12 protein-coding genes are annotated in these 13347 nt (G+C 36.6%); 11 read left to right on the top strand and 1 reads right to left on the bottom strand.

Translation table 11 applies throughout. From position 1 onward, the window contains the following. Window positions 1-44 precede the first annotated feature (44 nt). From IPM92_04490 to IPM92_04535, 10 genes are all read left to right on the top strand, one after another. Window positions 45-1874, top strand: coding sequence for a hypothetical protein (locus tag IPM92_04490; GenBank protein ID MBK9107644.1), 1830 nt, complete (start codon window positions 45-47; stop codon window positions 1872-1874). After that, window positions 1861-2811 carry a PD40 domain-containing protein gene (locus IPM92_04495; GenBank protein MBK9107645.1) on the top strand — a complete coding sequence of 317 codons (951 nt, stop codon included), beginning with the start codon at window positions 1861-1863 and terminating at the stop codon, window positions 2809-2811. The genes IPM92_04490 and IPM92_04495 overlap by 14 nt, the downstream gene beginning before the upstream one ends. A 2032-nt stretch (window positions 2812-4843) precedes the next feature. Then, window positions 4844-5596 (top strand): hypothetical protein, encoded by a 753-nt coding sequence (locus IPM92_04500; GenBank protein ID MBK9107646.1) that lies wholly within the window; start codon window positions 4844-4846, stop codon window positions 5594-5596. 225 nt (window positions 5597-5821) lie between these two features. Continuing rightward, window positions 5822-6094 carry a zf-TFIIB domain-containing protein gene (locus tag IPM92_04505; GenBank protein MBK9107647.1) on the top strand — a complete coding sequence of 91 codons (273 nt, stop codon included), beginning with the start codon at window positions 5822-5824 and terminating at the stop codon, window positions 6092-6094. Window positions 6095-6608: 514 nt separating this feature from the next. Continuing rightward, window positions 6609-7190, top strand: coding sequence for a PhnA domain-containing protein (locus IPM92_04510; GenBank protein MBK9107648.1), 582 nt, complete (start codon window positions 6609-6611; stop codon window positions 7188-7190). 75 nt (window positions 7191-7265) lie between these two features. Continuing rightward, on the top strand, window positions 7266-7763 hold the full coding sequence (locus IPM92_04515; protein ID MBK9107649.1) for a GNAT family N-acetyltransferase: 498 nt from the start codon (window positions 7266-7268) through the stop codon (window positions 7761-7763). A 276-nt stretch (window positions 7764-8039) separates the two neighbouring features. After that, window positions 8040-8558 carry a GNAT family N-acetyltransferase gene (locus IPM92_04520; protein ID MBK9107650.1) on the top strand — a complete coding sequence of 173 codons (519 nt, stop codon included), beginning with the start codon at window positions 8040-8042 and terminating at the stop codon, window positions 8556-8558. A gap of 103 nt (window positions 8559-8661) precedes the next feature. Next, on the top strand, window positions 8662-9159 hold the full coding sequence (locus tag IPM92_04525; protein ID MBK9107651.1) for a hypothetical protein: 498 nt from the start codon (window positions 8662-8664) through the stop codon (window positions 9157-9159). 15 nt (window positions 9160-9174) lie between these two features. Next, window positions 9175-10272 carry a hypothetical protein gene (locus IPM92_04530; protein ID MBK9107652.1) on the top strand — a complete coding sequence of 366 codons (1098 nt, stop codon included), beginning with the start codon at window positions 9175-9177 and terminating at the stop codon, window positions 10270-10272. Window positions 10273-10324: 52 nt separating this feature from the next. Further along, entirely contained in the window at window positions 10325-10846 is a 522-nt protein-coding gene (locus IPM92_04535) for a nuclear transport factor 2 family protein (GenBank protein ID MBK9107653.1), read from the top strand. 79 nt (window positions 10847-10925) lie between these two features. Here IPM92_04535 and IPM92_04540 read toward each other — a convergent pair whose 3' ends face one another. Continuing rightward, window positions 10926-11390: a hypothetical protein gene (locus IPM92_04540; protein MBK9107654.1), complete on the bottom strand. Its 465-nt coding sequence runs from the start codon at window positions 11388-11390 to the stop codon at window positions 10926-10928. Between the two features lie 213 nt (window positions 11391-11603). Here IPM92_04540 and IPM92_04545 point away from each other — a divergent pair, with 213 nt between their 5' ends. Further along, complete coding sequence (locus tag IPM92_04545) at window positions 11604-13220, top strand: T9SS C-terminal target domain-containing protein (protein MBK9107655.1); 1617 nt, start codon at window positions 11604-11606, stop codon at window positions 13218-13220. Window positions 13221-13347: the final 127 nt, after the last annotated feature.

Below are 13347 nucleotides of genomic sequence, written 5' to 3' on the forward strand. Positions count from 1 at the left end.
TATTATTACCCTTAAGTAAGCGACTTGCTCTTCTCTGTTGCATTTTGGCAAATTCTTTATTTGGTCAGAGTGCAGATAGCTATCCTTCACAAGTGAAATTATTGGATTCGCTGTATAACAATATTTATCATCTGGATAGCGCTGTAAGTCTGCAAAAACTCCATGATCTCTATCAATCAAGCCTTGGACAGGAGGATAAAAATTATAGTTTTTTAATCAAGATTCTAATACTGAATCATCAGGTAGAAAGAGGACTTCAGACTCCAGGTCTCAAGGAATCAATTCATGAGGTACTTGATGAAGCTCAATTGAATCATGTCGAACGAATCCGGGCTGATGCTTTGCAAATGGCCGGGAATTTTTATTGGAATCGCAAATCTTATGCACAGGCACTGGAGCATTATTTATATGGTAGCAGGATTTATGAGACTTTTGGGCTTTCTCAGTTTCCACGTAAATTGATATATTTGAAAGATCTAGCTGCTAAATTTTATTTTTTTACAGATTACGCTACAGCTAAAGATTATTTATTGGAATTCTGGAAAATTTTGCCCAAGGAGCAACAAAGCAAAAATATTTCTCCAATTAATACACTTGGCTTATGTTATAGTAATTTGCAAGTCTATGATTCATCGGAGTATTTTTTTAACCAGGCCGAAAACATTGCTCGTTTATACCATGATGAAGAATGGATAGGAATCATCAGTGGTAACAAAGCAAATATTTATTACCAACAAGGTAAACTTGAAATGGCTCTGCCATTATTTGAAAAGGATGTAAGTATAAGTCTTCAAAGAGGTTCCCACATGAGTGCTGCTTTATCTGTGGCAACCTGTGGTTCCATATATATGACTTATGGTCAGGCCGATAAAGCAATAGAATATATATTGAAAGCCAGAGACATTATCAACAACAAGATCAATCGTTCAAATATTCTCGTGAGGGCTAAAGTTTATCCCATCATTGCCAAAGTATTTGCTGAAAGAGGAATGACCAGAGAAGCCTATCTGTATTTGGATTCGGCAAATGCAGCGAAAGATACGATGACCCGACAAAAAAGTTTATTGTATTTAATGGGGGCAAGGAATAAAGTGGAAGCAGAAAAACATCTTGATGAGTTACGGGAGAAAGAAGCTGAAGTTAATGAACAAAAGTTGATACGCAACGGATTGATTGTTGGTTCCATATGTTTATTGCTTTTTGCCGCTGTTTTTTTTGTGCAACGCAATCGCATTAAAAAGGAAAAACTGCGCACCGATGAATTATTATTGAATATTCTCCCTTCAGAAGTAGCTGATGAATTGAAAGAAAAAGGGAGTGCAGAAGCACGTCAATATGAAGATGTGACGGTGATGTTCACAGATTTTAAGGACTTTACTAAAATCTCGGAAAACCTGACACCCAAACAACTCGTCGCAGATATACATTCCTATTTTGAAGCTTTTGATAAGATTATTTCTAAATATACCATTGAAAAAATTAAAACCATTGGCGATAGTTATATGTGCGCAGGAGGCTTGCCGGTAGCTAACAATACTCATGCACTGGATGTCGTACGCGCTGCTTGGGATTTACAAGAGTATATGAATCAGTGCAAAAAAGACGGTAAGGATTTATATGACATACGGATTGGCATCCATACAGGGCCTGTTGTAGCAGGTATCGTAGGGGTCATGAAATTCGCCTATGATATTTGGGGCGATACGGTCAACACAGCATCGAGGTTGGAAACTGCTGGAGAAGCAGGTAAAATTAATATCAGCGGTTCGACTTATGAAATGGTCAAAGATCATTTCAGATGCACCTACCGTGGAAAAGTGGAAGCGAAACATAAAGGACTTATTGATATGTATTTTGTAGATGGAAAAATTTAAATATTCATTCATTTTAATTTTTGGGTTTTTGAGCAATAGCCAATCCCAAAGCAATAGTCACGTTGAATTCGCTAACGAGCGTTTGCATGAATTTGATAATGTGAGGGACTTCGCCATTTCGAATGATCAGGACGAAGTATTTTTCACCATCCAATCACCTATGCAGGAGATTTCCCAAATTGCATTTATGAAGTTAAGTGCGGGGAAGTGGACGCCTCCGCAGTTGATGGAATTTTCTGATGTTTATGCTGACATGGAAGCTTTTTTATCGCCGGATCAGACCAGATTGTATTTTGCATCCAACAGACCGGTGAGCGATACCGCAAGGAATGTTAAGGATTATGACATTTGGTACGTTGAGCGTGCCCATAAACAAAGTCCCTGGTCAAAGCCCATCAATTTAGGTCGAGATGTAAATACAGAATTCGATGAATTTTATCCTACATTGGCCTCTAACAATAATTTATATTTCACCTCAGAGAGAAAACAAGGTATGGGGAAGGATGATATTTATTTTAGCAAGTGGAATGGATTTTCATACACCACCCCTCAATTAATGGATAGCAGTATCAATAGCAGTGGTTATGAATTTAATGCGTTTATTTCAAGAAACGAAGATTTTATCATTTATACAAAATACAATGCTGCCGGAGGAATGGGTAGTGGCGATTTATACATTTCTTTCAGAAATTCTGAAGGCCAATGGGGTGTGGCAACTAATTTGGGTTCGTCTGTAAATACCAAATCGATGGAGTATTGTCCATATTACGATGAAAAAAACGGGATCTTATATTTTACAAGCCGGAGAAGCCAATTAGCACCTAAAAAGTTTAGGGACCTTGATGATTTTCAAAAAACAATTCAACATAGTGAAAATGGCTATAGTAAAATTTATAAATTGAAAGAAGCATCAAAATTTATTTTTTTGAAGCCATAATGAATTGGGTGATTACTGCATTATTTGAGGACATCAGGTATTCTAAAGACTAATGCTATTGTTAGATGTTTCATACAGTTCTTTTTTACTCCCGTATATTTTATTTAACATTGTGCATGAAACGGAGAGGCATTCACATTTTGATTTTTTATTTTATAGCTACATCTTTAGCTGCTCAACAACTCTATGATGCGCGACAATCAGTACTGGTACAGGCTGTTGTTCAGGAGGATCCGCCACGCATTACTTTAAATTGGGTTCGGGATACTGCTAACGGAGGCTATACCATTTGGCGAAAATCCAAATACGATAAGATATGGACAGACAGCCTGGTAAGTCTCAGTCCCTCGAGTATTACGTGGACGGATTCAACGATTGAAGCAGGTCGAGGCTATGAATATCAAATCATTAAAAGCCTGCCTGCCTATCCCGCCGGTAACGGGGTTCCGAACTTCGGTTCTGGATATATTTATACAGGTATAAAAATTCCGCCGGTTCATTATAAAGGATCTTGTCTCATCGTCATTGATAGCAGTTATGAACAATCGTTAGCCTTTGAGATTTCTAGATTAATGGAGGACATGACCGCTGATGGATGGTTGGTAGATAGCATTTATGTGCATCGAAATGGATCTGTGAAAGTGGTCAAAGATCAAATTCGCAATTGGGCTTTACAACAGCGGGATTCCAATCAGGCAGTTTTTCTGTTAGGACGTGTACCTGTTCCATATTCTGGTAATATCGTACCAGATGGGCATCACGCCGACCACAAAGGAGCCTGGCCTTGTGATGGTTATTATACAGATATGGATGGCGTCTGGACAGATCAATCGATCAATACGAATATTCCTCCGGGCTCGCGCAATGACAATCTGCCAGGAGATGGAAAGTTTGATAATAATGTGATTCCTGAGCATGTCAGAATACAAATAGGTCGCGTGGATTTTGCAAACATGACGAAGTTTGCAGAATCAGAAGAGCAATTGTTGAGAAGGTATCTCAATAAGGATCATCAATGGCGGAGAGGCCTCTTACAAGCTAATGAACGAGCACTCGTCGATAATAATTTTAGAGACATTGAAGGACTTGGATCGGTTGGATGGAAAAATTTTACGCCGATGTTTGGGTTTTCACAAGTGAAGGACTTGCCGTTTAGACAAACACTTTCCACGCTATCTTATTTATGGTCTTATGGCTGTGGCGGTGGCGGACCCGAAAGCGCATCTGATATTTCAAGTACTACAAATTTTACTAATGATTCCTTACAAACTATTTTTACGATGTTGTTTGGTTCCTATTTTGGAGATTGGGATTATCCGAACAATTTTTTAAGAGCTGCCATTGCATCGAGAACCTGTCTGGCAAGTACCTGGGGAAACAGACCTTCCTGGCTGTTTCATCACATGGCACTCGGAGAACACATAGGGTATGCAACCCAATTGACGATGAATAACAGAGGCTTGTATTATCCACCCTTTTATGGAGGGTATGCAAGTATTGCTCTGTTGGGTGATCCAACCTTGAAGATGTACAATCATCCTGCTGTTGAAAATCTGCAGTTAAAACAAATCGGACTGCACGTACAATTGGAATGGCAAAAGCCTGTCAATAGTGTGGGCTATTTTATATATAAAAAAATGGCTGCAGATTCAGGATATGTTTTACAGAATCAGAACCCAGAAAAAATGGAGACATATGTAGATTCCTGTGCAGGGCAAGGTCAGATAGAATATATGGTTCGAAGTGTGGAATTAAGGACCACTGCGAGTGGAACGTTTTATCTTTTGAGTCCCGGTGTAAATGGTTCAATCCAAACTAATCCTTCTAGCTTTTATGCAAGAGCAGATTTTATCCCAAGCCTATACTTTGATCAATTGACTTTGAAAAATAATTCGGTTAATAGCACATCTTTTGTTTGGGATTTTGGTGACGGTACACAAAGTACAGAATTGCAACCTACTCATCTTTACACAAAAGAAGGCAGCTTCAAAATTTGTCTATCAGCATCAGATGCCTGTACAACAAATACATTTTGCCAGCAAATGGATGTAATCTCAAGTTTGCCGACAATAAAAGCTTTCATCACAATATTGATTGTTATGGTACAGCTACCGGATCCATTCAATTGCAAATTTCAGGGGGTACACCCAAGCTGAACATTCGTTGGTTGCATTCTTTAGATACCGGAACATTAATAACTCAACTTTTACCGGGTGTTTACTCTTGTGAGATTGAATCAGAAACAGGCCATCGTGCTGTCTATGGACCTTTTGTAGTGAATCAAGCTCCGGCATGGACGCTAAACCCGCTTGTCTTGCAAGCGGATCCTGGTCAAATGAATGGTTCCATCAGCCTGGATCCCACAGGTGGCTGTCCGCCTTATCATTTTATTTGGAATACAGGACATACAACGCCGGCAATTCACGGCTTAAGTCCGGGAAGGTATTGTGTGACAATAACTGATTGCAAATCTTGTAATGAAAATTTTTGTACAGATATAGTGCTTAATACCAGTCAGAATAATTTGGCCGGGTTAAAAAGCGCTCTACTCTTTCCCAATCCTGCATTCGATCATTTAGTGCTTAAACTTGAATTTGAAAAAGATATTCAAGCTAAAGTGGAAATGTATGATGCCTATGGGAAGTATATGTCAGCTTTTCCGATTAAAGGGAAGGACATTCGGGTAAAGCTGAGTTTGGACTTGATTCCTGTTGGGTCTTATTGGATTGGGATAAAAACAGATGACGGATATATGTGGCTGCCTTTTACAAGAGCAGGCAATTAAATAAAAATTTTATAAATCCAACTTGGTAATAAGTGAGTTATATTTTATACCTATTTTTCTTATTAAATATTTGTATTGGATTTAATTGCCATTATTTAAAATATTAATAGGTTCATTAAACAAAGTGGAATAATTTTTATTTATTTGTTGGAGTGATTCTATGAGATATCATGAACTTAAAGATTCATTCCAATGAAAATGATTAAATAAAACTAAAATAGCTTTATGAAATGTCCAAGTTGTAATGTAAATCTCATGATGACCGAACGCAGCGGTGTTGAAATCGATTATTGTCCGGACTGCCGGGGTATTTGGTTGGACCGCGGAGAACTTGATAAACTCATCGAGCGCTCCGGCCAGTTTGGGCAAAGTTCTGGCCCTAAAGAGCAATATCGTCCTTCAGATGCTCAATACGAACAAAAACATTATGATAGCAGTCATTATGAATATAAAAAGAAAAAGAAAGATTCATTTTTAGGTGACTTGTTTGATTTTTAATATTTCATCGAACAAGGCAAAATTTTGAATTTTTGTAATACTCTGTAATCTAATTAGTTCCCTTCATGTTTATGCGTGGAAGTTTGTTGAAATGGTCTTTTGTTTTATAGGCTTACTTTTTGAAATCTTCATTTATCTGGTTCGTAGCTTCCGTAAAAGATTAAACGCGATATACGCACATCCGGATAAATTTCTTGATTTGAGAACCATGGTAACTTGCGGATTCTAAGACCTTTACTTTTCTGTTGCCCTAAAATTGTTGTATCTTTACGTATGAATTATGGAATTCATCGATTTTAGCAAAGCATTTGTTAACAAAACGAACCATCTAAATTTATTAATAAAGATTTTTTTGAAACCGTTTTGTTTATTTAATTGGACTGAAAATATTAATTTCAAAAGTTTAATTTGCTTTCAATATTACAAATTTAGGTATAGCCCATTCAGGGAATTATCAGCCATAATGAAACATTAATTTAAGAAAGCAAAATTTTAATAATTTAATCTTCGAAGAATGAAACTTTCCCAATCACTTATAGATCGAAGTAATGGAGTTTGTGAATTGTGTACTTTAAATGATGAAGTGCTCCAGGCCTTTGTAGTTCCAACCCGAACAGACGATATAGATGCAAATGTTGTGGTGATTTGCGATGCCTGTTTTCAACAGATCCAAAACAAAGAGGCAATGGATACCAATTACTTCCGATTTCTAACAGGAAGTATCTGGAGTGAAGTGAGCGCTGTAAAAGTGCTTTCTTTTAATTTGCTTTCCAGATTAAAAACGGAGGAATGGGCACAAGAAGCAATCGATGGAGCTTACCTCTCTGAAGAAGAATTAAACTGGGCCTTATCTGAAAGCGAATCGAAAGCAAATGAAGTAGTCCATAAGGATGCATATGGTATTATTTTAAACAGTGGTGATTCGGTTTTTCTTACAGAAAGTTTGAATGTAAAAGGTTCCAGTATTATGGCAGCCAAAGGCACGAAAGTGGCAAAAATCAGATTGGTGCCCGATAATCCGGATCAAATTGAAGGAAAGATTGATGGAAGTACCATCGTAATTCTGACAAAATTCGTTCGCAAAGGCAATTCATAAAATTATCATTTAAAAAAAATAAATCCACTCACCATCGAATTAACATACGTTCAACCACACTCCTTATCCAAATACATACTTGTAACCAAACGTTTAAGACTCCGCCAATTCACTTATGCAGATGCTCCTTTTCTCATTGAGCTGCTCAACAGCCCCGGTTGGCTTGAATTCATAGGAGATAAAAATGTAAAGACTGAAAAGCAGGCTATTCAGTATTTGAAAAATGGTCCGATGAAAAGTTATCATGAAAATGGTTTCGGCTTATCGCTCGTTGAAAGTATTGATAACAAAACCTTCATTGGTTGTTGCGGAATGATTAAACGCGATACACACGAAACGCCTGACATTGGATTTGCCTTCCTTCCTCAATTTCAAGGCCTGGGTTATGCTTTTGAAATTGCAAGTGCTACGATGCTTTATGCGCAGGAGCAATTGCATTTTACGAAAATTTCAGCCATCACGAGTTTGACCAATTTTCGTTCCATTAAGCTCCTTGAGAAAATGGGATTCAAATATGAAAGGGCTATCCACGTGAGCAGAGAGGAAGAAGAAGTTTTGTATTATAGCAATTGAACCAGGCACCCGCTAAACTTATGCTCAATGGGACCAGTTGTTTTAGATTATTTCCATCAAGAGTGTTTTATCAACATAATTGGAGATGGTAACTCCAACTGAACATTTTAATTCAAAGCAAAAATGTTCTTTATAAACGAATGCTATCCTCTTTCTCACAAACGCGTTTTGAGGTGCAATCATCTTGGCTATGATGTTTACTGAAAACCAGCCTGATGATTATCCTTTGCATCTTTAAATACTATTTTATATTTGTCTCAAATGACAAATCAAGGGATGATACTTGAAACTAGCCGACTTCGATTGCGGGAGCTCAATTTGGAAGACTCTGAATTTATAATTGAGTTATTAAATACGCCTGGATGGCTACAATTCATAGGTGATAAAAATGTGAGAACAAAGGACCAAGCGATAAATTATTTGGAGAAGGGCCCTCTAAAAAGTTATTATGAAAATGGATTTGGACTCAGTTTAGTTGAAAAGAAGGCGGATGGGGTTTCAATAGGCACTTGTGGAATTCTTAAACGCGATACCCTGGATAAACCTGATCTGGGTTTTGCTTTTTTGCCTGAATATACAGGAATGGGGTATGCTTATGAAGTTGCTAAGGCTTTGTTGGAATATACTTATCACGAACTCAAGCAACCGGAGATCTATGCCATTACGAAAACTGAAAATCATTCCTCCATAAAATTGCTTATTAAATTGAATTTTGAATTCGAGAAAATGGTTAATTTAAATGCTGATGCTGAAGAATTAAAACTCTTTAAAATTAATTTGGAATCGCTGTTATAATTTTATGTTCCTTAATAAATATTTTGAAAAGGTAATACTTAAAAAAAATCTCATCTATTGGAGTATAATTTATCTGATGGTGCCAATAACATCATACACCTGCATGTATTTTTTTTTGTGGAAGGCAAATGGCGCACCCACTTTTTTTAAACCCTGGCTGAATATCCCATCTGAAGATTATTATTTTGTAAATATTTTTTTATTGGCCCCAAGTATGCTGATTTGTTGGTTACTTGCTTCGTCTATGGTACAGGTTTTTTCGAAAGCTCTAGGTGGCGATGGGAGTTTTGAACAAACCTTGATTTTGATTGCTTTGAGTATAAATATTTCGATGTGGGGAAGCCTTATCCATGATCTACCAATGAGTTTTTTAAGTATGGTGGGTGTTATTGATGCACGGCAACATGAAATAGATATGAACACACCAACGGTTTTTAGGACCATTTTATGGGCTTGTTACTTGCTTTATTTGCTTTCATTTCTCATTTTGTTTCCCTTGTCTGTAAAAGTGGTTCACCGACTTAAAACCTTACATTGTATTTGGATAGGGTGGACCAGCTTTATTGTGTTTCAGCTGATTTTTTTAATTTTTAATCGTTGATCTCAATTTAAATCTATGTATAAAATTCTGGGTGTATTGATATTGAGTATTCATGGTTTGATCCATTTGATGGGGTTCATGAAAGCATTCCATTGGGGACAAGTAAGCCAAATTGCAAAAGAAATTTCTAAACCCTGGGGACTTGTATGGTTATTAACTGCTATGATATTGGTTGGCGCAGCCATAACTTTTGCTTTGAATTATAGACTTTGGTGGGCCTTAGCTGGGATCGGACTTGTACTATCCCTAATTCTTATTTTCACAACATGGCAAGATGCAAAGTTTGGGATGATTCCGAATGCCTTGCTTTTTGGGATGCTGATGATTGCTTATGCAAGTTGCAGTTTTTACAATATCTTTTTAAAAGATGTAGATTTATTTTTACAATCGGATGTTGCCAATACATCAGAAATTTTGACGGAAAGCGATATAGTAGAATTGCCCGAACCCGTTCAAAAATATCTTCGATATACAGCTTCTATAGGTAAACCTCATGTGCATTATTTTGAAGCGGAATTTTCAGGTAAAATCAGAAAGAATGATCAATATGAGTGGATGCCGCTTCATACCCAACAATATAATTTTATGGCAAATCCGGCCAGACTATTTTTTATGAATGCCGTTATGAAAACACTTCCTGTTGCAGGTATCCACAGTTATAAAAATGGAAAGGCAACTATGGATATCAGACTGTTTTCTCTGCTGCAAGTGCAATTTATGGATGGACGAGATATGGATGTTGCCGAGACTGTGACTTTTTTTAATGACATGTGTGTGTTGGCCCCGCCAACTTTGATAGATCAGAGAATTAAATGGGTCGAAGTTAATGGAAATCAGGTAAAAGCTTCTTTTACAAATAAAGAAATTGTAGTGACTGCTTGCTTGTATTTTAATGATGAAGGTCAGCTCATTAATTTTTCATCTGATGACCGATACAATTTCGATGCCGCAAAGAAGCTTAAATGGTCAACTCCATTAAGAAATTACAAAGAGTTCAATGGTTACCGTTTGGCTACATCCGCAGATGCCATCTACCACTATCCGAAGGGGGATGTTATATATGGAAGTTTCGATCTTCAAAAATTAATGTACAATGTCAAAAAAATTGATTAATTTGGTTCTCACAACCATTTCCATTTTATAAATGATCCATAGATTTAATGATATGAAATATTCAACCCTTGCATTATTTTTTGTAGTCATTTTTCTTTCAGCTTGTAAAAATGACCAAGTATTAAGTACTGATCATGAAAATCAAGCTATTCATAAAATTTTAGACGAATGGCATCTTGCCGCGTCGAAGGCAGATTTTGATTTGTATTTCAGTTATATGTCAGATTCTTCCATTTTTATTGGTACGGATGCTACTGAGAATTGGAATAAGCAAGAATTTAAGGCTTTTTCAAAGCCTTATTTTGATAGAGGGAAGGCCTGGAGTTTTACAGCTGTAGATAGAAATATTTATTTGAGTGGAGCGCATGAATTGGCCTGGTTTGATGAATTGCTCCAGACTCAAATGAAAATATGCAGGGGATCTGGTGTGATGGTAAAAGAAGGAATACATTGGAAAGTGAAACATTATGTTTTGTCAATGACCATTCCAAATGAACATGCAGATACCGTTGTTAAAATAAAAACTGTTGCCGAGGATTCTCTAATTTTAAAAATGACACAAAATTCCAAATAAGAAGCCATTTAAAATTGGACAAAAAAACAAGTGGTTTTAGAAGTGAGCTCCAATACACTTGCTTTTGAAGGATAATTAACTATTCCAAAAATATTAATAAAAGTAAGATTGCGGCTATCCAGATTAAAAATACCGACCAAAATAGAATAGATGAAGAAATTTGAAATGAGTTTACTGTGGTGTTGCGGAACCAAACAGCAAGCGGCCATCCAAAGGGCAATATAAATGATAAAAGAAGAGCCATTGGCCAAAGATCTTCTCCTGCAAATTTGTCTGCAGGAAGTAAACCGATAAAATGCAACAATTCAATAAAGAGTCCTCCTGGCAAACCCATAAATGGTATTATACTCAGCACCGTTACAGCAAGTGCCCACAAACCGCTACGCATGAGTTCTATTGAACCGGGTACTTTGACTTTGGAGCGAAGATCCTTTGTTTGAAACGTATAGTCGGGTTCAAGGCCCTTACTTTTTTGTTGTTTATATTGTACATATCCAAGAATTGGAAACAACAAATAGACTAAAATGATAAGAGGCCAGAGCATGTTGATGATTTTGACTTATGACGAAGTTAAGCATTTTAGTCAGAATGAAGTAAATCGTACTTATTAAATTGATCAATCAAATTTAAATCTTGATGTAGGTCGAGTGAATTTTTTATAATATACATCACGAAGGACAAAGTCTCATGTCTAAGTGACTAAAGTCACATTCCAGAATTGCTTTCATGCGTAATTTTGTTATATTAAATTTGGTTTATGTATTCCTTGAAGATTTTGGCATTCTTTTTTATTCTTTTGAATGGAGCTTATTTCCATTCTCAAACTTCCCCCTTTAATATATCGATAGAACCTTATAAAATCGAAGGACTTGGGGGTATTCAATCATATGCTTTTGGGCAACACGATGGAAAATGGCTAATTGTGGGAGGCCGTTTGGATGGTTTACACAGAAGACAGCCATTTGCAAGTTTTGATTTGGCGGGCCATAATAATCTAATTTTTATTGTGGATCCGGTTAACAGACAAAAGTGGTCAGCACCTTTGACTACTCTTCCAAGAAGTATTCAGGAACAATTGCAAGCGACCAACATGGAATTCTACCAGCAGAACAATTATCTATATCTCATTGGAGGTTATGGATATAGTGAAACACTTGGAGATCATACGACTTTTGCAAATCTGTCGGCGATTGATGTTCCGGCAGTAATGGAGGCTATTATTAATGGACGCGATTTTGCGACATACATACGTCAGATAAAGGATAGTTTATTTCAGGTAACCGGCGGAAGATTGGAGAAAATTGAGGATTACTTTCATTTGGTGGGCGGACAAAAGTTTATGGGCAGGTATAATCCAATGGGTCCCACTCACGGTCCGGGTTTCATACAAGAATATACCAACCAGATCAGAAAATTTAAGCTCATTGATAATGGTACGATTATTACAATAAATCATTTACCTGGATTTACAGATGCACAGAATTTACATAGAAGAGATTACAATCTTGTGCCGCAGATGATGCCAGATGGAAAGTTTGGTTTGACAGCTTTTTCAGGAGTATTTCAGCTGCAGTCTGATTTACCATATTTAAATTGTGTAAATATCGATGCCAATTCCTATGCTGTAAATAATAATTTTACACAATACTACAATCACTATCATTGTGCAAACATTCCCATATTTTCTGCTTCGAAAAACGAAATGCATACGATATTTTTTGGTGGAATCGCTCAATATTACGATAGTTCAGGAATTTTAGTGCAAGATAATAATGTGCCCTTTGTTAAAACAATTGCCAGGGTAACACGGACATCTGATGGTTCGATGGCTGAATATAAGTTGCCTGTCGAACTTCCAGAGTTATTGGGAGCCGGAAGCGAATTTATTCCGCTTGAGCATTTATCGCGATATGAAAATGGTGTTTTAAAATTAGATGAATTGCCAGATGGCACTTCACACATAGGTTATATATTTGGGGGCATAAATAGTACTGCAGCAAATATTTTTTGGGTAAATGATGGATCACAAAGTGTCGCAAGCAGTCAGTTGTTGAAAGTAAATTTAATTAAGAATCCTAACACAGCCATTGATGAATTAAACAAGCCTTCTAATGGAAGTTTAAAACTTATGGTTTATCCTAATCCAAGCAATGGAATTCTGAATTTGCAATTTCAGATCATCAAAAACACAGATATCCATATCTCTTTATGGACTCTGGACGGATTAAAAATAGATGAGTTTAAAAGCATGAATGTGGAAATTGGCCAACACTATGTAGAAAAAGAATATCCTGATTTAATGAAACAAAAGGCTTTTCTATTAAAGTTTGAAACGAGTTATGAAAAGGATGCTAGAGTCATACTCATTGAGTAATAGTAGGCAACAATATTTCAATCATAGATCATATGCAATTTTGGACTTTCCTTATGAACTCAAGCCGTAAATTAATAACAAATTGAGATTTTTTTTTAATGAGGACAGATATTTTCCGGCGACCTCG

It is taken from the genome of Saprospiraceae bacterium (assembly GCA_016719615.1).
GTDB lineage: Bacteria > Bacteroidota > Bacteroidia > Chitinophagales > Saprospiraceae > Vicinibacter.